Source organism: Burkholderia aenigmatica, assembly GCF_902499175.1.
GTDB classification, from domain to species: domain Bacteria; phylum Pseudomonadota; class Gammaproteobacteria; order Burkholderiales; family Burkholderiaceae; genus Burkholderia; species Burkholderia aenigmatica.
The window spans coordinates 1-18,442 of record NZ_CABVQC010000110.1; the positions used below are offsets into that span (position 1 = coordinate 1).

20 protein-coding genes and 1 tRNA gene are annotated in these 18,442 nt (G+C 66.0%); 14 read left to right on the top strand and 7 right to left on the bottom strand.

Going from position 1 to position 18,442, the window contains the following annotated elements; genetic code table 11:
• Positions 1–579: c-type cytochrome (locus tag BDO18943_RS40825; RefSeq protein WP_175026526.1), on the bottom strand; the 579-nt coding region annotated here is incomplete at its 3' end.
• Between the two features lie 251 nt (positions 580–830).
• On the opposite strand from BDO18943_RS40825, the gene BDO18943_RS40830 reads away from it, so the two are divergent.
• The 4 genes from BDO18943_RS40830 to BDO18943_RS40845 all read left to right on the top strand — a co-directional run bounded on the left by BDO18943_RS40830 (position 831) and on the right by BDO18943_RS40845 (position 3,694).
• Positions 831–906, top strand: a tRNA-Arg gene (locus tag BDO18943_RS40830).
• A gap of 172 nt (positions 907–1,078) precedes the next feature.
• Positions 1,079–1,546 (top strand): hypothetical protein, encoded by a 468-nt coding sequence (locus tag BDO18943_RS40835; protein WP_175026527.1) that lies wholly within the window; start codon positions 1,079–1,081, stop codon positions 1,544–1,546.
• 30 nt (positions 1,547–1,576) lie between these two features.
• Entirely contained in the window at positions 1,577–1,906 is a 330-nt protein-coding gene (locus tag BDO18943_RS40840) for a helix-turn-helix domain-containing protein (RefSeq protein ID WP_043185016.1), read from the top strand.
• Between the two features lie 144 nt (positions 1,907–2,050).
• Positions 2,051–3,694: a TIGR04222 domain-containing membrane protein gene (locus BDO18943_RS40845; protein ID WP_175026528.1), complete on the top strand. Its 1,644-nt coding sequence runs from the start codon at positions 2,051–2,053 to the stop codon at positions 3,692–3,694.
• Positions 3,695–3,890: 196 nt separating this feature from the next.
• On the opposite strand, the gene BDO18943_RS40850 is transcribed toward BDO18943_RS40845, so the two are convergent.
• The 3 genes from BDO18943_RS40850 to BDO18943_RS40860 form a co-directional block, all read right to left on the bottom strand.
• Positions 3,891–4,190: a flagellar protein FliT gene (locus BDO18943_RS40850; protein ID WP_175026529.1), complete on the bottom strand. Its 300-nt coding sequence runs from the start codon at positions 4,188–4,190 to the stop codon at positions 3,891–3,893.
• 21 nt (positions 4,191–4,211) lie between these two features.
• Positions 4,212–5,714 (bottom strand): flagellar filament capping protein FliD, encoded by a 1,503-nt coding sequence (fliD, locus tag BDO18943_RS40855; protein WP_175026530.1) that lies wholly within the window; start codon positions 5,712–5,714, stop codon positions 4,212–4,214.
• A gap of 167 nt (positions 5,715–5,881) precedes the next feature.
• On the bottom strand, positions 5,882–7,411 hold the full coding sequence (locus tag BDO18943_RS40860) for a flagellin N-terminal helical domain-containing protein (protein WP_175026531.1): 1,530 nt from the start codon (positions 7,409–7,411) through the stop codon (positions 5,882–5,884).
• Between the two features lie 531 nt (positions 7,412–7,942).
• Here BDO18943_RS40860 and rpsU point away from each other — a divergent pair.
• A complete protein-coding gene (gene rpsU, locus BDO18943_RS40865; protein WP_006401410.1) occupies positions 7,943–8,155 on the top strand; it encodes a 30S ribosomal protein S21 in 213 nt (70 codons plus the stop codon).
• A gap of 121 nt (positions 8,156–8,276) precedes the next feature.
• On the opposite strand, the gene BDO18943_RS40870 is transcribed toward rpsU, so the two are convergent.
• Complete coding sequence (locus tag BDO18943_RS40870) at positions 8,277–8,879, bottom strand: DNA-3-methyladenine glycosylase I (RefSeq protein WP_089449692.1); 603 nt, start codon at positions 8,877–8,879, stop codon at positions 8,277–8,279.
• Between the two features lie 142 nt (positions 8,880–9,021).
• Here BDO18943_RS40870 and BDO18943_RS40875 point away from each other — a divergent pair, with 142 nt between their 5' ends.
• A complete protein-coding gene (locus BDO18943_RS40875) occupies positions 9,022–9,903 on the top strand; it encodes a BadF/BadG/BcrA/BcrD ATPase family protein (protein ID WP_175026532.1) in 882 nt (293 codons plus the stop codon).
• A 136-nt stretch (positions 9,904–10,039) separates the two neighbouring features.
• Complete coding sequence (locus tag BDO18943_RS40880; RefSeq protein ID WP_175026533.1) at positions 10,040–10,864, top strand: Cof-type HAD-IIB family hydrolase; 825 nt, start codon at positions 10,040–10,042, stop codon at positions 10,862–10,864.
• 118 nt (positions 10,865–10,982) lie between these two features.
• Here BDO18943_RS40880 and aqpZ read toward each other — a convergent pair whose 3' ends face one another.
• Positions 10,983–11,723, bottom strand: a complete 741-nt coding sequence (aqpZ, locus tag BDO18943_RS40885; protein WP_175026534.1) for an aquaporin Z — start codon at positions 11,721–11,723, stop codon at positions 10,983–10,985.
• A 299-nt stretch (positions 11,724–12,022) separates the two neighbouring features.
• Here aqpZ and BDO18943_RS40890 point away from each other — a divergent pair, with 299 nt between their 5' ends.
• Complete coding sequence (locus BDO18943_RS40890; protein ID WP_021162849.1) at positions 12,023–12,319, top strand: H-NS histone family protein; 297 nt, start codon at positions 12,023–12,025, stop codon at positions 12,317–12,319.
• Positions 12,320–12,425: 106 nt separating this feature from the next.
• On the opposite strand, the gene BDO18943_RS40895 is transcribed toward BDO18943_RS40890, so the two are convergent.
• Positions 12,426–13,490, bottom strand: coding sequence for a glycosyltransferase family 4 protein (locus BDO18943_RS40895; RefSeq protein WP_175026535.1), 1,065 nt, complete (start codon positions 13,488–13,490; stop codon positions 12,426–12,428).
• Between the two features lie 664 nt (positions 13,491–14,154).
• Here BDO18943_RS40895 and flhD point away from each other — a divergent pair.
• From flhD to BDO18943_RS40925, 6 genes are all read left to right on the top strand, one after another.
• Complete coding sequence (gene flhD, locus BDO18943_RS40900) at positions 14,155–14,475, top strand: flagellar transcriptional regulator FlhD (RefSeq protein WP_027788649.1); 321 nt, start codon at positions 14,155–14,157, stop codon at positions 14,473–14,475.
• 92 nt (positions 14,476–14,567) lie between these two features.
• Positions 14,568–15,122 (top strand): flagellar transcriptional regulator FlhC, encoded by a 555-nt coding sequence (flhC, locus tag BDO18943_RS40905; RefSeq protein WP_043185235.1) that lies wholly within the window; start codon positions 14,568–14,570, stop codon positions 15,120–15,122.
• A 168-nt stretch (positions 15,123–15,290) separates the two neighbouring features.
• Positions 15,291–16,151: a flagellar motor stator protein MotA gene (gene motA / locus BDO18943_RS40910; RefSeq protein ID WP_043185037.1), complete on the top strand. Its 861-nt coding sequence runs from the start codon at positions 15,291–15,293 to the stop codon at positions 16,149–16,151.
• A gap of 13 nt (positions 16,152–16,164) precedes the next feature.
• Entirely contained in the window at positions 16,165–17,181 is a 1,017-nt protein-coding gene (motB, locus tag BDO18943_RS40915; RefSeq protein ID WP_043185039.1) for a flagellar motor protein MotB, read from the top strand.
• A 24-nt stretch (positions 17,182–17,205) separates the two neighbouring features.
• The gene (locus tag BDO18943_RS40920) at positions 17,206–17,583 is read left to right on the top strand and encodes a response regulator (protein WP_175026536.1); all 378 of its coding nucleotides are present in this window, start codon (positions 17,206–17,208) and stop codon (positions 17,581–17,583) included.
• Positions 17,584–17,616: 33 nt separating this feature from the next.
• The coding region (locus BDO18943_RS40925; protein WP_175026537.1) for an Hpt domain-containing protein at positions 17,617–18,442 on the top strand (826 nt) is incomplete at its 3' end.

An 18,442-nucleotide genomic window follows, 5' to 3' on the forward strand; every position in this document is an offset into this window, starting at 1 on the left:
GGCGATCTGCGCGCTCGCGGCGTCGGTCGCGCCCGATGCGGCTGCGGCGCCGCTGGCGGCTGGTGCCGCGCTGGCGGCCGGCGCGGCCGGTTCGGGGAAGTTCGCGCCGTCGTTGTTCGCCATGTAGACGATCGCACGGGCGATTTCATAATCGCTGACGTCGTCGGGGCTCGTGCCGCCGCGCGGCGGCATCGCGCCCTTGCCGGCCAGGGCCGTCTTCAGCAGCGTGTCGAAGCCTTGCGAGATGCGCGGCGCCCAGTCGTCCTTGTTGCCGAATTTCGGCGCGCCGGCGGCACCCGTGCCGTGACAGGTCACGCAGACGGCCTTGTAGACTTCTTCGCCGGTCTTGTACGTGCGGGGCGCGTTGGCGTCCTTCACGTCGACCTTCGCGAGCGGGGCGATACGCGCGGCGACCTGTTGGTCGGATAGCGCGTCCGTGCCGGCGCCGGAACGGAACGCATGGTTCGCGTAGTTGGCGAACAGGACGATCAGGATGATCGGAATCGCGAACGACGCGATGATGACGGCAATCAGCTGCCCGGGAGTTTTGACGGGAGATTCGTGGGGTGCTTCGCTCATGCTTGCCTCGTCTCCGTGATTAGGAATTGTGAGCGCGGTGCAACGGCAAATGGCAGTCCAATGAAGCCCGGTCGATTATAGACGGAACGTTTACATCACGGCGAGCGGTGCGATGGCGCGTGTTTACCCGCACGCGGCCCGGCCCGGCGGGGATTCGTCGGGCAAGGTGGACGCGTCATGGGAAACCGGGTATCCTTGCCGTCTTGCCAATCGTGGGCGGCCTGTATATTGGGGTCGCTTCATTGTCACAGGCGCCCGTAGCTCAATGGATAGAGTACTGCCCTCCGAAGGCAGGGGTTGCTGGTTCGATCCCAGCCGGGCGCGCCAAAACATGCCTGCTCAGGCACTCGGCGGTTTCGCCGTCTCGTCGTTTTCCCGTTTGCAGTAATATCCCGGCCAGTCGGCGGTTGTCCGCGTGGCGGTTTTCGATCGCATGCGCCGGGCGACGACCGAATCTCCGGGACTCCGGTACCCCGAACCGACGAATACGCAGAACCGCATGCAACCGCTACCGATGCCGGTCAACAGCCACGACCTCGTGGCCGTTTCCGTGATCGACTCGCCGAGTCCCCACGTGATGCGCGCAACGGTGCACCACATCTATTCCTGCCGTCATGGCATCACGCCGGACCATCTCGGCACGGTGTTGCAGTTCTACAGCGGGCCGATGACCTGGGGCAACCTCGCGCTCGAGGTCGGTGAATGTGGACTGCTGTTTGTCCACAAGGTGTCGGGAATCTTCAATGAATACCCGTGGCGCGGGCACATGGTGCTGGAAGAGGTGGATGGCGAACGCTACGCCCGCCTGCAATATCCAGGCGTGTGGCTGAGGCCCAATCTGCCCGAAGCGGTCAGGGCGGCGTCGTATGCGCATCCGACCCGGCGCAACCATTCGCTGGTCCGGTTCGACGTGCTCGAAGCCCATCTGAAGGTGCTGATTGAAAATGTCGATCGAAACGAGAAATAGCCGCGTCGCCTCGCGGGCGGCGATCACTGCATGAGCCAATCACTCCCCGTTCAATTCATCAACGGGCCGGACGGTACGCCGGCCTTCGTCGTGATTCCGTACGCCGACTATGTCGCGCAGCAACGGGTCACGCGCGACCCGGTTCCGCATGAAGTCGTGACGCGCGCCGTGTTCGACGGCAGCTCGCCCGCGCGCGCATGGCGCGAATATCTCGGGCTGACGCGGGCCGAGGTCGCGCAGCGGATCGGCATCAGTCGGTCGGACTACGCGAAACGCGAGAAGCGCGAGAAGCTGCGCAAGTCGGTGCGCAGGAAGATCGCGGCCGCGCTCGGCATCACGCTCGCGCAGCTCGATTTCTGACGCGCGGCGCGGCAAACGCGCCTGATGCCCCGGGCGCGGCCGGCGTGCCGGTGTCGTGTTGCCTCGTCGTTGTGCGAGAATCGTCCGCAACGACAACTCCAAGCGTCGATCGCGGCGGCCGTCCGCGCATCGCGCCGACTCCCGATGGCTGCCCTCCCGTCTACCTTGACCGCAGTCGATGTCCGTGCGCTGACCGATGCGCAGCAGGCGCTGCTCGCGCGTCTCGACGCCTATTCCCCCGACGACCCGAACGCGCCGCTGCCGTACAGCCGGCGCCTGGCCGAAGCCGAAGGCTGGTCGCAGGCGCACGCGCTGGCCGTGATCGACGAATACAAGCGCTTCGCGTTTCTCGCGCAGGCGGCCGGACACCCGGTCACGCCATCGGTCGCGGTTGACGCCGCGTGGCATTTCCACCTGCAATACACGCTCGAATACTGGGACGTGTTCTGCGCCGGCGTGCTGCGCGCGCGGTTGCATCACATGCCCGGCACGGGCGCGCCGGACGAGGCCGCCGTGTACGCGCAGCGTTACCGCGACACGCTGGACAGCTATCGCCGGCTGTTCGGTTGCGAGCCGCCCGAGTCGATCTGGCCGCCGCCGCCCGGTCTGCGCGACGCGTCCGGAGCGCCGCAGCCGGAACCGCCAGCCGTGAGCGGGGCGCAGGAGGCGGATTCGCCGACCGCCCCGCCGGCAGGCAGGACCTGGCGCGACCGGTTGCCGAAGCTCGCGTGGCCGGCGGCCGCCGCGAGCGTCGCCGCGACCTGCGCATCGGCGCAGGACCTCAACGTGCTGAACTACGCGGGCCCGCAGTTTCTTGCGTTCTACGTGCCGGCGTGCGTCGTCGCGTTGTTGTTGATCATGGTGCTGCAGGCGATCGAGTTCCGGCGCCGCCGGTGGGGCGGGCGCTCGCGCAAGGCGTCGGCCGACCTGAGCACCGACGAAGTCGCCTATCTCACCGGCGGCGAAGCACGGGTCGCCCAAGTCGTGACGATGTCGCTCGCGCATGCGGGCGCGGTCGACCTGTGGACGGTCCCCGGACAGGGCGGCTACGTGCAGATCGCCGACCTGGACCGCGCGGGCCGGCATGACGACCACTGCGCGTGGCTCAAGGAGCGGCCGTCCGGCACCGTGCGCTACGACCTGTTTCGCGAGCGGCTCGCCGGGTACGCGCAGGAAGTCATCGACGGGATGCGCGCGCAGGGCTGGCTCTGGGCACCCGGCGAGATGCGCGCGTCGCGCATGGCCGCGCGTGCGATCGTCCTGATCGTGCTGGGCATCGGTGCCGCGAAACTCGCGATCGGCCTGAGCCGCGGGCGGCCCGTGCTGCTGCTTGCCGTCTGCATGGTGGTGTTCGCGGTCGCATACCGGCTCGTCGCGCGGCGGCTGACCGGCTTCGGGCGCGGCGGGGCGACGGCTGCGGGGCGAGCCGCGCTGCTCGCGCGCCGGATCGCGCACGATCCACGGGCCGCACGCAACCCGCGACCCACGCCCGAGACGCAGGCCGCGCAACCGGCGCAGGATCGCGAACGCGGCGATCCGGACCCGCTGCTGTGGACTGCTGCTCTGTTCGGCACGGCCGCGTTGGCCGGCACCGCCTGGTCGGTGTATTCGCAAACCGTGCAGGCCGCGTCGCGGATGTCGTCGCTTGTCGCCGCGAAAGCGGGCAGCGGCAGTTCGTTCGATGCGTCGGACAGCACTTGCTCGTCGTCGAGTTGCAGTTCGTCGAGTTCGTGCAGTTCCAGCTCGTGCAGTTCGAGCAGCTGCGGCGGGTGTTCGTCGAGTAACTGAGCGCGGGTGGTGTGGCGGCGCGTGCCGTATTCGGCAAGGCGTACGGCGGCTGGCCGGGAGTACCGCGCGCTGGATCGATCAGACAAAAAAATGCCCGCACAAGGCGGGCACGAGTCGAACGAGCACGCCCTCACTTCGGCGTGTAGTGCTTGTTGTTCGTGGGCGCGTATCGCCGCAGGCGATGCGCTGCGCGTTCTTACAGGCGTGCCATGTCGTGATACTCGCCGACGGCCTGCACGCGGCCCATCGCGACGTGATACTCGTCGGTGAGCTCGCGCTGGGCGCGATGCGCGTTGGCGACGACGCTTTCGTTGCTGGCCTGAATGCGGCGAATGGCGGCGATGCCTTCCGGCGGCTGGTTAGGGGTCAGCGCCATGACGAGCGGCGAGCGGACTTCCGCAAGGCGTGCGACTTCCGTCCAGTCGGCCATTGCGGTCGCGTGCTCGATGTCGTCGGTCAGCGCATTCAAACGCTCGATCAGTTCGTGCTGTTCCATGGTCGATTCCATTCGCGTCGGTTACTTGTTGTTCGACATCGCGCCGGCACTGTTCTGGCCGCCGAACAGCTGCGTCAGGTACTGCGAATTGTTGTTCATCGTCGCCATCAGCGTGTTGAGCGCGGTGAATTGTGCCTGGTACTGGTTCGTCAGCTGCGTCGCGTAGTTCGACAGCGTCGTCTGCTGTTGCGCGATGCTCTTCAGGTCGGCATTGAGCGCGGACGTCCGCAGGTCGATCAGGCCGCCCGTCTTCGTAAAATTGTTGATTGCCGTCGACATCCGCGCGCCGACGCCGTTCGTCGAATTGAAGAGCGCGGCGACGCTGGCCGGGTTGCTCTGCAGCGCGGTATTGAGCTTGGTGCTGTCGGTCTGCAGCGTGCCGTCGGCTTGCAGCGTGATGCCGATCGACGACAGCGTGATCGTCGAGCTGCCGCTCTTCACGCCTTGCGTCACGAGCGATGCGAGCGTGTTCTTGACCGTGCTCAGCGTCGAGTCGCCGAGCAGCGGGCCTTGCGTCGCTGCCCCCGCCGTGAACTGGGTGAGCGTGCCCATCGTCGTGACGAGCGTGTTGTAGAGGTTCACGAAGTTGTTGATCGCCGTTGCCTGCGACTTCGTGTCGGATGCGATCGTCAGCGTCTGGGCCTGCGCGGCGCCGACCGCGGCAGACGTCAGGTTCAGCGTGACGCCGGCGATCGCGGTGGTGACCGTGTTGGTCGAGCTCGTTGCGCTTATCCCGTTGATCGAGAAGGCGGCATCCTGGGCCGGGGTGCTCTGCGTCCACGCGGCGCTGCTGTTGGCCGACGTGAAGGTCGACGGGCCGCCGTTCTGTCCGGGAACCGACTTGACGCCGAGATTCGACAGCCCGGCGTCGCCGCTCAGGTTGCTGACCGCAACGCTGATCGTGTTGGACGCGCCGGTGGCCGCCGAGCTCAACACGAGGTGGGCGCCGTCGGTGCCGGTGACGACCGTCGCCGTGATGCCCGGGTTGCCGGATGCGCCGTTGATCGCGGCCGCGATGCCCGCCACCGTGTTGTTCGAGCTGTTGATGTTGACGGAGAACGACTGATTGCCCAGCGACAGGGCCAGGGTGCCGTTGCCGAGGCCCTTGGTCGGATCGGCGAAGCCGGTGGACGACAACGCCTGCGCCGCGGCGATCTGGGTGACGTTCACGTTGTAGGTGCCGGCGACCGCGCCTTGGCCGGCCGTCGCGGTGAGGCCGTTGCCGCTGGGCGTCGCGGTGAAGGTGCTCTGCAGCGAGCCGTTGGAGAGCGTCGTCAGGCTCGCCTGCAGCGCGCTCAGCGCGGAAGACAGCGTGCCGAACGCGGAAATCTGGGTGTTGTCGGTGGTTTGCTTGGCGGTCAGCGCGGAGGTCTGGCCGGCCGTTTTCGCATTCACGAGCGCCGTCACGAGCGAGTTGACGTCCATCGTCGAGTTGCCGGTCGAGCCGCTGATGATCGACTGCGCAGCTTGCTGAAGCGCGCTGTTCGCATTGGCGCTGGACGTATTGGTGTTGACGGTGGACATGTGACGACTCCGTGCCTGGGATGAGCGATGCGTATCTGGTGATCGAATGCGTATTGCGCGAAGGCTTTGGGTTGTCGCGATTCAGGCAGCCGAATCGCGCAAGCCAAAGCGCCCGGGGCGCCGCGCGATGCGTTGCGCGGGGCCCCGGGCGAGACGCCGTGAAGCGATTACTGCAGGAGCTTCAGGACCTGCTGCGGCAGCGAGTTCGCTTGTGCGAGCACCGAGATGCCTGCTTGTTGCAGCACCTGTGCCTTGCTCAGGTTCGCGGTTTCCTGCGCGAAGTTCGCGTCCTGGATTTGCGACTGGGCTTGCGACAGGTTGGTCGCTTGCGCTTGCTGCGTCGTGCTGATCGCGGTGAAGCGGTTTTGCGCGGCACCCAGCGTTGCCTGGATGTTGTTCACCGTGGCCAGCGCGTTGTCGATCGATTCCATTGCCTGGTTGGCGCCGGCCGTCGTGCTGATGTTGATGTCGGCGACGCGCGGCGGCACGTTGGCGAGGTTGGCCGAGCTGATTGCGCTCTGCGAAGCCAGGCCTTGGGTCGTCGCGTTGGTCGTCGCGGTGCCGATGTTGGCATTCAGCACGAGCTGAGCGCCGGCCGTCGTCGTCGCGGAGGTGAGGCTGGCTGCGGTGAACACGTTGGTGATTACACCGCCAGTGTTCGACAGTGCGTTACCGTTCTGATCCTTGAACGAGAAGCCGCCGGCGCCGTCCGACAGCACGGTGATCGACGTGACGGTTGCACCCGATTCGTTCGCAGCGATAAAGCCGCCGTTCGAATCCAGGCTCAGGCCCGTGATCGTGCCGAGCGTGGTGCCGGCAACCGCGCGGCCGGCTACGGTGGAGCCGTTCCCCGCGTTGGTGGCGTTGATCGCGGTAACCGAGCTGCTCGTCGCGGCGGTTGCTGCCGCCGGACCGCTGGTGATCGAACCCAGTGCGCCGCCTGCCGCTGGGGTCAGCGAAAGTGCCGTACCCGCGCCGGCCGTATTGGCGCCGAACAGGCTCGTGACCGCGCCGCTTGCCAGAGCCTGGTTGTTCTGGTCGGTAAACTTGAAGCCGCCCTGGCCGTCGGACAGGATGTTGATCGTCGTGATCGCCGGCGTTTGCGTGCCGGTCGTCGCTGCGCCGGCGCTCGTCAGGCTCAGGCCCGTGAGCTGGCCGAGCGTCGCGCCGTTCGTCGGCAGGCCCGTGCCCATGCTTGCTGCCGAGACGCTTTGCGTCAGGTTCAGCGTGATGGTTTGACCGACGTTCGCGCCGACCTGGAAGCTGACGTTACCGGCCGACCCGTCGAGCAGGTTCTTGCCGTTGTAGTTCGTCTGCGAAGCGATACGGTTCACTTCGGAGATCTGCTGCGAAACTTCCTGTTGCAGCGCTTGCTGGTCGCTGGTCGACAGCGAGCCGCTCGATGCCTGAACGGCCAGCTGGCGGATACGCTGCAGGCTCGACGTGATCTGCGACAGGCCGCTCGACGCGGTCTGGATCATCGACACGCCGTCGTTCGAGTTCGACACGCCCTGGTTCAGGCCGTTGATCTGCGTCTGCATCCGGGTTGCGATCGCGAGACCGGCTGCATCGTCTGCTGCGCTGTTGATGCGCTTGCCCGACGACAGGCGGGTGATTGCCTGCGACAGGGCGTTCTGCGAGCCGTTGAGGTTCTGCTGTGCAACCAGCGAGTTGATGTTGCTGTTAATTCCGAGCATGGAAATTCTCCTGTTTAAGCCGAAAGCCCTGGAAAGCCGTTTTGGCGTCGGCGGAAGCACTCGTTCATTGCTGGCCGCCTCAGAGCAGGATTTCGGCGCACCAAAACAAAACTTGAGGGGCACGTTGAGATTCGGCCCGATTTTTTATCCTTCTTTGTCATTTCGGACGGGCCCGGCGCGATGCCGAATGAAACGGGGGCAGAAAAAGGATGGCGGCCGGCTCCGGCACGCAGTCGTAACGCTGTGCACACGCATCCGACAAAAGGGTGGTTTTGTCTGTGATTCCCTGCTATGATGGCGGGCTGAATTGAGATTTCTGTCACGCCTCTGCCGTTTTCGGCATGTCTGCTGGCAGTCAAACGCGGCGCTGCACGCGGCTTGTGAAGCGTACTCGCGGTGCTTTCCGCCTCTCTTTTCCGGCCTCCGAGGCCGTATTTCCGCTCGTTTCGCCTGTTTGTGGGGACGCTCGGATGGCCGGTGCGTGGCGCTTGGCCGCTACGTTTTTGACCGTTTAAGCAATTTAGGAACGACATGACGACGATTCTTCTGAAAGAAAACGAGCCGTTCGAAGTGGCGATTCGCCGCTTTCGCCGTGCTATCGAAAAAAATGGCCTGATCGCTGAACTGCGCGAGCGCCAGTCCTACGAAAAGCCGACCGCAGTCCGCAAGCGCAAGAAGGCAGCAGCCGTCAAGCGCCTGCACAAGCGCCTGCGCAGCCAGATGCTGCCGAAGAAGCTCCACTAAGAGCGTCTGACGGTTCGCCGCGAAACGGCGGAGCGTGCTTCGAAAGAAGCCGCTCCGCCGTTTTGCTTTTGGGAGCCGGGAAAATCCCGAGGCCGTGACGGCTCCGGTGCGCCCCGCGCCGTCAGCCCGCGTTGCGCCGGCGTGCCGGCTGCTTGCCGCCGAGCGCCGCGCATTGCGCGTGGCACGGGCAGCCGACCTCGTGATCGTTGACCATGCCGGTGGCCTGCATCAGTGCATAGCAGATCGTCGAGCCGACGAACTTGCAGCCGTACGCCTTCAGCGCCTTGCTGAGCGCGTCGGACTGTTCGGTCGACGCGGGGGCGTCGCGGTACGACTGCCACGCGTTCTGGATCGGCGTATCCCCGACGAACGACCACAGGAACGCGGCGAGCGACCCGTGCTCTTCGCGAATGCGCTGCACCGCGCGCGCATTGGTGACCGCCGACTCGACCTTCGCGCGGTTGCGCACGATACCGGGATTCTCCAGCAGCTTCTCGATGCGCTTCGGCGTGAAGCGCGCGACGGCATCGACGTCGAAATCCGCAAAGGCCTCGCGATAACCCGCGCGCTTGTTCAGGATCGTCGACCACGACAGCCCGGCCTGCGCCCCTTCCAGGATCAGCATTTCGAAGAGGTGGCGATCGTCGTGCGACGGCACGCCCCACTCGGTATCGTGATAGTGAGCGTCCGCTTCCGTCTTCACCCAGTTGCACCGCTGCGACATCGTCTGCCTCGTTTTCAATATCGACTCGAACGCGTCAGCATAGCGTAAGCCCTTTTCGCGGGACAACCGGCCGAACGGCAGATGGGCGCGCGGCGCCGATCCGGTTAAGCTTGGCGCCTGTTCGAATCAGCGGGATGAAGGCATGGCGGCATTACTTTTTGCGATCGGCATCGACGGCGGCGGCACGGGTACGCGCGCAGTGCTGGCCGACCGGCACGGGCGCGAACTCGCGCAGGGGCGCGGCGGCCCGTCGGGGCTCGGGCTCGGCATCGAGCGCGCGTGGGCATCGATCGGTGCGGCCTGCGCGGACGCGTTCACCCAGGCCGGTCTCGCATTCAGCTGGTCGCAGTGCGCGCTCGGTTGCGGGCTCGCGGGCGTCAACAACGCGGCATGGCTGGCCGCGTTCCGCGCGCAGGCGCCGCTCGGCGCGCTGGCGGTCGAGAGCGATGCGTATACGACCGTCGTCGGCGCACACGGCGGCGCGCCGGGGCTGATCGTCGCGCTCGGCACCGGCAGCATCGCGGCGGCGCTCGACGCGGCCGGCGCGTGCCGGATCGCGGGCGGCTTCGGCTTTCCGTCCGGCGACGAGGCGAGCGGCGCATGGCTCGGCGTGCGTGCGCTCGCGTACGCGCAGCAGGCGCTCGACGGCCGCGTGCCGCGCGATGCGTTCGCCAGCGCGCTGCTCGCGGAAACGGGCGCGCAGGATCGCGACACGCTCGTCCAGTGGTCGTGCGATGCGAACCAGACGATCTATGCGCGGCTTGCGCCGATCGTGTTCGCGCACCGTTCGCATCCGGTCGCGGGCGCACTGATCGCGCAGGCGGGCGACGAGATCGGCAAGATGATCGACGCGCTCGATCCGCAGCAGGCGCTGCCGGTCGCGCTGTGCGGCGGATTGGCGGACGCACTGGCACCAGCCGTGCCGGCGCGCCATGCAGCCCGGCTGCGCGCGCCGCTCGACGATTCGGCGCACGGCGCGCTACGGCTCGCGCTGCAAGCGCTGCGGGAAGCGGAAGGCGGTTGAAGGCGTTCGAGGCGTGCTTGAAGGCGTCACGAAGCGGGGCCGCTGGCGGAGATCGACCGGGAACCGTCCGACGGGCAACCGGGCACGACGTTAGAATGACCGTTCCGCAGAGCCCTGAGCGCCATTCTTCCGTCCCATGTACAAAGTCATCGCCACCGATCTCGACGGTACCCTGCTGAACAGCGACCACCAGCTCGATCCGTACACGATCGACACCGTCCGCCGGCTCGACCGCGACGGCCTGCAGTTCGTGATCGCCACCGGGCGCCATTACGCGGACGTCGCCGGCATTCGCGACGTGCTCGGCATCCGGCCGTACCTGATCACGTCGAACGGCGCGCGCGTGCATGCGCCGGACGACACGACGATCCACGCGCAGGACATCGATCCGGCGATCGTTCGCGGCCTCGTGCAGCCGGACGTCGCCGGCGCGCACGGCCGCGTGATCGTCAACCTGTTCACCGACCAGGGCTGGCTGATCGACCGCGATGCGCCGCACCTGCTCGAATTCCACCAGGATTCGGGCTTCCGCTACGACGTGATCGACATGGCCGCGCACGACGGCGCGGATATCGCGAAGGTGCTGTACATCGGCGATCCGGCCGATCTGGCGGTCGTCGCCGAGCAGATGCGCGTGCGCTTCGGCGATGCGCTGTACGTCACGTACTCGCTGCCCGACTGCCTCGAAGTGATGACCGCGAACGTGTCGAAGGGCCGCGCGCTGCGCTCGGTGCTCGCGCGGCTCGGCGTCGACACCGGCCACTGCATCGCGTTCGGCGACAACATGAACGATATCGACCTGCTCGAAACCGCCGGCCACGCGTTCATGATGAACAACGCGAACCCCGACCTGGTCGCGCGGCTGCCGCACATCCCGCGGATCGGCAACAACTTCGACGCGGGCGTCGCCCGCCACCTGCGCACGCTGTTCTCGCTCGAAGGCAACCCCGCCGCATCCTGAGCGTCCTGCTCCGGCGGAAATGAAAAACGGGCGCCAGTGGCGCCCGTCGAAATTACCTGCCTCGATCTTCTTGGACAGCGTGAGGCTCGCTGCTCTGCTCGCTTGACCCCGTAGTGTTTTATTCGCTTGTGCGAGCCGATGCCGGCAGCCGGTCGACGGCGTTGTCACGCCCTGCGACCAGCGGGTAGATGATCCCGGCGAGTACCGCGCCGATGATCGGCGCCACCCAGAACAGCCAGAGCTGGCCGATCGCTTCGCCGCCCACGAACAGTGCCGGGCCGGTCGAGCGGGCCGGGTTCACCGATGTGTTGGTGACCGGGATCGAGATCAGGTGAATCAGCGTCAGGCAAAGGCCGATCGCGATCGGCGCAAAGCCGGCCGGTGCGCGCTTGTCGGTGGCGCCCAGGATCACGAACAGGAAGAAGCCCGTCATCACGACTTCGCAAATGAACGCCGCACCGAGTGCGTAGTGGCCGGGCGAGCGCTCGCCGAAGCCATTCGTCGCAAAGCCGCTGCCGACGACGTCGAAGCCCGGCTTGCCGGTCGCGATCAGGTACAGCACGAATGCGCCGATCGTCGCGCCGACAACCTGCGCGACGATGTACGGCACGAGATCGCGTGCGGGGAAGCGGCCGGCGACCGTCAGGCCGACGCTCACTGCGGGATTCAGGTGGCAACCCGAAATATGGCCAATGGCGAATGCCATCGTCAGCACGGTCAGGCCGAAGGCTAGTGCGACGCCGGCAAAGCCGATGCCGAGGCCCGGAAAGGCGGCGGCCAGCACGGCGCTTCCGCACCCGCCGAGCACCAGCCAGAACGTGCCGAATACCTCTGCAGCGAGACGCTGAGAAAGATTCATGTAAGGACCTCGTTCAAGTGGATTGAAGACAACCGGATGACACGACGGAATTAAACCGTCACCGGAATTGGTCTGGATTATAGGAAATGAATCGGGGCGGGGAGGGTCAACGATTGTTAAATTTGAATGGCTGACGAATGCCTTTTATTAGAATAAGTCCGCATTCTCGATATAGCCAAATCGGTTAAAGATGACAGCATTAATATCGAAGGGCAGGGCAGCAGTGCAGATGGCGTAACGGATGTGAGTATCCCGGCCGGATTCGCCGGGGCCGCATCATCGAAAAGGGGAGTCAAAAAATGTCTCAATACGCGAAACTCAAGGCGCAGATCGCCGATCTGCAGGCCCAGGCGGACGACGTGCGCCGCCAGGAAGTGGCGGCGGTGATTGCCGAAGTCCAGCAAAAGATTGCCGAATACGGGCTGACGGCCCAGGATCTGGGCTTCGCGGAGCGAGCGAAGCGCGGGCGTCCGCCGAAGAAGGCGCCGCTGCCGCCGAAATACCGCGATCCGAAGTCGGGCGCGACGTGGAGTGGGCGCGGCAAGCCGCCGAATTGGATCGTCGGTAAAAATCGCGATCGTTTCCTGATCGAATGACCGAAAACCCAACGCAAAAGAGCCGCATCGAGATGCGGCTCTTTTGTTTTGCGCGCCGATTTCGGCGCGGATTCGATTACGGAATATTTCCTCGCGGATTTCCGTGTCAGGCGCCGGCGACCCGGCGCAATGCCGGTTGGCGGGTTCGCGTGCAAAGCGATTCGTAAGTTTCGACATAACGCTGCGCCATTGCCTTCGAGCTGAAACGCGTGTCGAAACGTTCGCGGATGGCGGTGCGCGACAGGCTGTCGAGCCGGTGCAGCGCGCCGACCGCGCCTTGGACGTCCTCGACGATGAAGCCCGTTACGCCATCCTCGATCACTTCGGGCACCGAGCCGCGGTTGAACGCGACGACCGGCGTGCCGCAGGCCATCGCCTCGATCATCACGAGGCCGAACGGCTCCGGCCAGTCGATCGGGAACAGCAGTGCCTTCGCGCCGGACAGGAACGCGGGCTTCTGCGCCTCGTTGATCTCGCCGATGAACTCGACGTGCGCCTCGCCGAGCAGCGGCTCGATCACGTCCTTGAAATAGTCGGCGTCGGCCTTGTCGACCTTCGCGGCGATCTTCAGCGGCAGCCCGCTTTGCGCGGCGATCCGGATCGCGGTGTCGACGCGTTTTTCCGGGCAGATCCGGCCGAGGAACGCGAGGTATTCGGGCTTCACGCCCGGCTGCGGCGTGAGCAGCGTGTCGGGCAGCCCGTGATACACGGTGCCGGCCCACGCGGCCTGCGGCAGCGGCTTGCGCTGGTTGTTCGAGATCGACACGACCGGCGCGTCCGGGAACGCGTCGAACACCGGCTGCAGCTCCGGCAGGTCGAGGCGGCCGTGCAGCGTCGTCACGTACGGCGTGTCGAGGCGCGACATCAGCGGGAACGGCAGGTAGTCGAGGTGGAAGTGCAGCACGTCGAATTCGTGCGCGACCCGGGCGACCTGTTCGAGAAGCCGCATATGGGGCGCCATCGAATCGCGGATCGACGGGTCGAGCCGCAGGGCGCGCGGCCAGGCCGCCTCGAGACGGGCCGACGTGACGGAGTCGCCGCTGGCGAACAGCGTCACGTCATGGCCGAGTTCGACGAGCGCCTCGGTGAGGTAGGACACGACACGCTCGGTGCCGCCATAGAGTTTCGGCGGAACGGCTTCGTAAAGCGGCGCGATCTGGGCAATTCGCATGGGGGTTCTCCTGTTTCGATCCGAGGGCGCGGTAGCGCCGATGCGGATCCCGTGCAAGGTTGCGGAACTCGCCGACGTACGCGGTTGGCGGTACGTGGCCGTGCCCTGGGCGGGGTGCGCGGGGCGCCGGACGGCAAGCTGCGGGGCGGGCCGGCACGGCTCGCGCCGCCGCCCATTGGAGTCCATTATCGATATCGCCTTGAGGGGTTCGAGTGTTTTTTCAAACACTTAAGGCTTGTTACACGATGAAATACGCGAAAACCCCGAGAAAAAGGGCGCGGAATCAGAAATGGAGATAGACGCAACTATTGTTGCGTCATCGTGAAAAACCACTATAATTTTTACCGATCCGGTTGTCGGCAGCCTTGCCGGCAAGCCTTTCGCTACCGCGCGGAGGCCATCGGATCCATCGCAGCCGAATTCGCGCTGTCACCTGCTTCCCCGATTTCAGCTTTCAATTCGCCTTGTCGGAAAAATTCCTACACGGTTTACAGACAAATCCTGCATGGCATACGCCACTTCGCTGATACCGGCGTAAATGCCGTTTGGCCAAAATTCGCCCTGTAAGACTATAAACGAGCCGACTGAGCGCCAAGAGCGCCCCGATCGAGCAAACGTTTTCATAACACGAATGGCCAAAGCAAAGCTCTTTAACGGGGGAATCATGAGCGCTACCAGCGAAATGCTCAGTGAGATCAAAGAGGTCAACCTGTCGTACCTCCTCCTCGCGCAACGCCTGCTGCGGGAAGACAAGGCGATGGGCATGTTCCGCATGGGAATTTCCCAGGAACTGGCCGACGTGCTCGGGAACCTCACGCTCGCACAGACCGTGAAGCTCGCCGCGTCGAACCAGATGCTGTGCCGCTTTCGCTTCGACGATCACGCGTTGCTGTCGTCGCTCGCCGACAAGGGCCGCAGCGATGTCGTCGCGCACGCCCACTCGGCCATCCTGATGGCCGGGCAGCAGGTCGAAGGCGTCCGCTGATCCATCCCGCCTTGCGACTGTCCCGGCGTGCCGCGCCGGTGGGCAGCGTATTGGCCATCCATCCGAACAACGTCAAGCGGACGGTTTTCACCATGGCAAGCAAAAGCGTCGTGATCGAGGTGAAGGAAATCACCCTCGCCATCGAACTGATCGAACTGGGCGCCCGGCTGCAGTTGCTGGAAGCGGAGACGAGCCTGTCGCGGGACCGTCTGATCAAGCTGTACAAGGAACTGAAGGGCGTGTCGCCGCCGAAGGGGATGCTGCCGTTCTCGACCGACTGGTTCATGACGTGGCAGCCGAACATCCACTCGTCGCTGTTCTACAACATCTACCGGTTCATGCAGGACCACGGCCGTTGCGACCCGATCCAGTCGATCGTGAAGGCGTACCGGCTCTATCTGGAGCACGTGAACCTGTCCGGCGACGAGGCCGCGCTGAGCCTCACGCGCGCGTGGACGCTCGTGCGCTTCTTCGATTCGGGGATGCTGCAGATGACCCCGTGCACGCGCTGCGGCGGCCACTTCGTCGCGCATGCGCATGATCCGCATCAAGGTTTCGTCTGCGGCCTCTGCCAGCCGCCGTCGCGCGCGGGCAAGACCCGCAAGGCCGCCGCCGCGCGCGCCGAACTGGCCGCCGCCGCGGCCTGAGCACTGCCGGGCGGGGCGCAAGCGGCCGCGCCGGGCGGCGCGAAGCGTCTGCGAATTGCTGGTAAACACCTCCGCGCCGCCGCCGGGCGGCCGCGAAAGTTTTCCTGCCGACTGCCGTAAACCTGTTTAACGGCGGTCTCCCCGCCGGTCATTCGTGAGGGACAGGCAGTGCTGATTATCGTGGGAACACTCGTGACGCTGTTGTCCGTCTTCGGCGGTTATGCGCTGGCAGGCGGGCATCTGGGCGCATTGATCCAGCCCGTCGAGATCCTGATGATCGTGGGCGCCGGCGTCGGCGCGTTCATCCTCGGCAACGGCGGCAAGACCATCAAAGCCACGCTGCGCGTGCTGCCGACGCTCTTCAAGGGCTCGAAATACACGAAGGATGTCTATATGGAGCTGATGGCGCTTCTTTACGTGCTGCTCGCGAAGGCACGCAAGGAAGGCACGCTGACGCTCGAGGCCGACATCGACGATCCGGAAAAGAGCCCGATCTTCACGCAATACCCGAAGATCCTCGCCGATCACCACATTGTCGAATTCCTGACCGACTACCTGCGCCTGATGGTGGGCGGCAACATGAACGCGTTCGAGATCGAGAGCCTGATGGACGAGGAGATCGAGACGCACCACACGGAAGGCGAGGGGCCTGCGCACGCGCTGATGCGCGTCGGCGACGCGATGCCGGCGTTCGGTATCGTCGCGGCCGTGATGGGTGTCGTGCACACGATGGCGTCCGCCGACAAGCCGCCCGCGGTGCTCGGCGCGATGATCGCGCAGGCGCTGGTCGGCACGTTCCTCGGGATCCTGCTGTCGTACGGGCTGATCGGGCCGCTCGCGAGCCTCGCGGAGCAGCGCGTCGCCGAGTCGACCAAGATGTTCCAGTGCATCAAGGTGACGATTCTCGCGACGCTGAACGGCTATGCGCCGGCGATTGCGGTCGAGTTCGGCCGCAAGGTGCTGTTCTCGACCGAGCGCCCGTCGTTTTCCGAGCTCGAAGAGCATGTGCGCCGCGTGAAGGCGAAGTGACGCGGAGCGCCCGATGAGCAAAAGCAAGGATCGCGCGATCGTCGTCAAGCGGGTGGCCCCGGCGAAGAAGGGCCACCATGGCGGCGCTTGGAAGCTCGCGTACGCGGACTTCATGACCGCGATGATGGCGTTCTTCCTGCTGATGTGGCTGCTGAGCTCGGTCACGTCGGTGCAGTTGAAGGGGATTGCCGAATACTTCAATACGCCGCTGAAGGCCGCGCTGTTCGGCAGCGGCGACCGCAGCTCGCAGGATTCCAGCATCATCAACGGCGGCGGCCGCGACCTGTCGAGCGTCGACGCCGGCACGCTGCACCGCACCGACGGCACGACGCAGCTCGCCGAGCGCTTTGCGAAAGCGGGCGACGAGCATTCCCGGTCGCAGGCGCAGGGCGCGCAGGACCGGCTCGAGCAGACGCGCCTGCACGACCTGCAGATCAAGCTGATGGCCGCGATCGAGGCCAACCCGACGCTGCGCCAGTTCAAGCAGCAGATCCGCATCGATTCCACGCTGATGGGGCTGCGCATCGAGATCGTCGATACGCAGAAGCGGCCGATGTTCGCGATGTCGAGCGACAACGTCGAGCCGTACATGCGCGACATCCTGCGCGAGATCGGCAAGACGCTGAACGACGTGCCGAACCGGATCATCGTCCAGGGCCACACCGACGCCGTGCCGTACGCGGGCGGCGAGGGCGGCTACAGCAACTGGGAGCTGTCGGCCGACCGCGCGAACGCGTCGCGCCGCGAGCTGATCTCCGGCGGCATGGACGAGGCGAAAGTGCTGCGCGTGCTCGGCCTCGCGTCGACGCAGAACCTGAACAAGGCCGACCCGCTCGATCCGGAAAACCGCCGGATCAGCGTGATCGTGCTGAACCGCAAATCCGAAGAGGCGCTGATGCGCGACGATGCGACGACCACGACGCTGTCGGCCGATGCGGCCGGCTCGCAGCAGCTCGCGCAGCAGCTGGCCCCGGCGCCGGCCGTGCGCCCGGCGCTCGCGGCGTCCGCCGTCGCGGTGCCGAAACCCTGACGTTTACAAGATTCCGAGACAGACATGATCCGAACCATTCTCGCCATCGACGACTCCGCGACCATGCGTGCGCTGCTGCAGGCGACGCTGGCGCAGGCCGGCTACGACGTGACGGTGGCGCCGGACGGCGAAGCCGGCTTCGACCTGGCGGTCGCCCGGCAGTACGACCTGGTGCTGACCGACCAGAACATGCCGCGCAAGAGCGGGCTCGAGGTGATCGCGTCGCTGCGCCTGCTGGGCGCGTATGCGAACACGCCGATCCTCGTGCTGACGACGGAAGGCAGCGACGCGTTCAAGGACGCCGCGCGCGACGCAGGCGCGACCGGCTGGATCGAGAAGCCGATCGACCCCGCCGTGCTGGTCGACCTGGTCGCGACGCTGTCCGAGCCGGCCGCTTCCTGACATTCACGCGACGCATTCAACCCGGGACCGGGCATGACTCTCGACATCACTCAGTTCTACCAGACATTTTTCGACGAAGCGGACGAGCTGCTCGCGCAGATGGAGCAGCTGCTGCTGAACCTCGACGTCGGTTCGCCCGACCCCGAGGATCTGGCCGCGATCTTCCGCGCCGCGCATTCGATCAAGGGCGGCGCGGCGACGTTCGGCTTTTCCGCGCTGACCGATACGACGCACATCCTCGAATCGCTGCTCGACCGCGCGCGCAACCATGAGCTGACGCTGACCAAGGAAATGGTCGACGCGTTCCTCGAGACCAAGGACGTGCTGTCCGACCAGCTCGTCGACTACCGCGCCAGCGCCGAACCGGACGCGGCCGCCGCCGCGACGATCTGCGCGAAGCTCGAACGGCTGAAGGCCGAGAGCAGCGCGGGTGCGCCCGTTGCCGCCGTGCCTGTGCCGGCGGCGCCGGTCGCTGCCGCCGTTGCACCGGCTGCTCCGGCCGCGGAACCGGCCGCCGGCGACGATCGCGCGCCCGACCACGTGATCGAGCAGGCCGTCGCGGCCGCGCATCCGGCGGGCGACGCGGGCGAAGGCGGCCCGCACCTGAAGATCACGCTCGTGGGCGTCGACGCGAAGGATCGTGAACTGCTCACTGAAGAACTCGGCAACCTCGGCCGGATCGTGGGCCGCGAGGAAGCGGGCGCCGACCTGACGCTGTGGGTCGAATCGGACGTGCCGTCCGACGACATCGTCGCCGTGTGCTGCTTCGTGATCGACGAAAGCCAGATCCGCGTCGGGCACGGCACGGCGCCGGCCGCGCCGGCTGCCGCGCAGGACGCCGCGGCGCCGGCGGCAGAAC

Bases quoted from the DNA above. Each gene is read 5' to 3' on its own strand.
- BDO18943_RS40835 (WP_175026527.1), top strand. From the start codon at position 1,079: ATGCAACCGCTACCGATGCCGGTCAACAGCCACGACCTCGTGGCCGTT.
- BDO18943_RS40840 (WP_043185016.1), top strand. From the start codon at position 1,577: ATGAGCCAATCACTCCCCGTTCAATTCATCAACGGGCCGGACGGTACG.
- BDO18943_RS40845 (WP_175026528.1), top strand. From the start codon at position 2,051: ATGGCTGCCCTCCCGTCTACCTTGACCGCAGTCGATGTCCGTGCGCTG.
- BDO18943_RS40850 (WP_175026529.1), bottom strand. From the start codon at position 4,190: ATGGAACAGCACGAACTGATCGAGCGTTTGAATGCGCTGACCGACGAC.
- fliD (WP_175026530.1), bottom strand. From the start codon at position 5,714: ATGTCCACCGTCAACACCAATACGTCCAGCGCCAATGCGAACAGCGCG.
- BDO18943_RS40860 (WP_175026531.1), bottom strand. From the start codon at position 7,411: ATGCTCGGAATTAACAGCAACATCAACTCGCTGGTTGCACAGCAGAAC.
- rpsU (WP_006401410.1), top strand. From the start codon at position 7,943: ATGACGACGATTCTTCTGAAAGAAAACGAGCCGTTCGAAGTGGCGATT.
- BDO18943_RS40870 (WP_089449692.1), bottom strand. From the start codon at position 8,879: ATGTCGCAGCGGTGCAACTGGGTGAAGACGGAAGCGGACGCTCACTAT.
- BDO18943_RS40875 (WP_175026532.1), top strand. From the start codon at position 9,022: ATGGCGGCATTACTTTTTGCGATCGGCATCGACGGCGGCGGCACGGGT.
- BDO18943_RS40880 (WP_175026533.1), top strand. From the start codon at position 10,040: ATGTACAAAGTCATCGCCACCGATCTCGACGGTACCCTGCTGAACAGC.
- aqpZ (WP_175026534.1), bottom strand. From the start codon at position 11,723: ATGAATCTTTCTCAGCGTCTCGCTGCAGAGGTATTCGGCACGTTCTGG.
- BDO18943_RS40890 (WP_021162849.1), top strand. From the start codon at position 12,023: ATGTCTCAATACGCGAAACTCAAGGCGCAGATCGCCGATCTGCAGGCC.
- BDO18943_RS40895 (WP_175026535.1), bottom strand. From the start codon at position 13,490: ATGCGAATTGCCCAGATCGCGCCGCTTTACGAAGCCGTTCCGCCGAAA.
- flhD (WP_027788649.1), top strand. From the start codon at position 14,155: ATGAGCGCTACCAGCGAAATGCTCAGTGAGATCAAAGAGGTCAACCTG.
- flhC (WP_043185235.1), top strand. From the start codon at position 14,568: ATGGCAAGCAAAAGCGTCGTGATCGAGGTGAAGGAAATCACCCTCGCC.
- motB (WP_043185039.1), top strand. From the start codon at position 16,165: ATGAGCAAAAGCAAGGATCGCGCGATCGTCGTCAAGCGGGTGGCCCCG.
- BDO18943_RS40920 (WP_175026536.1), top strand. From the start codon at position 17,206: ATGATCCGAACCATTCTCGCCATCGACGACTCCGCGACCATGCGTGCG.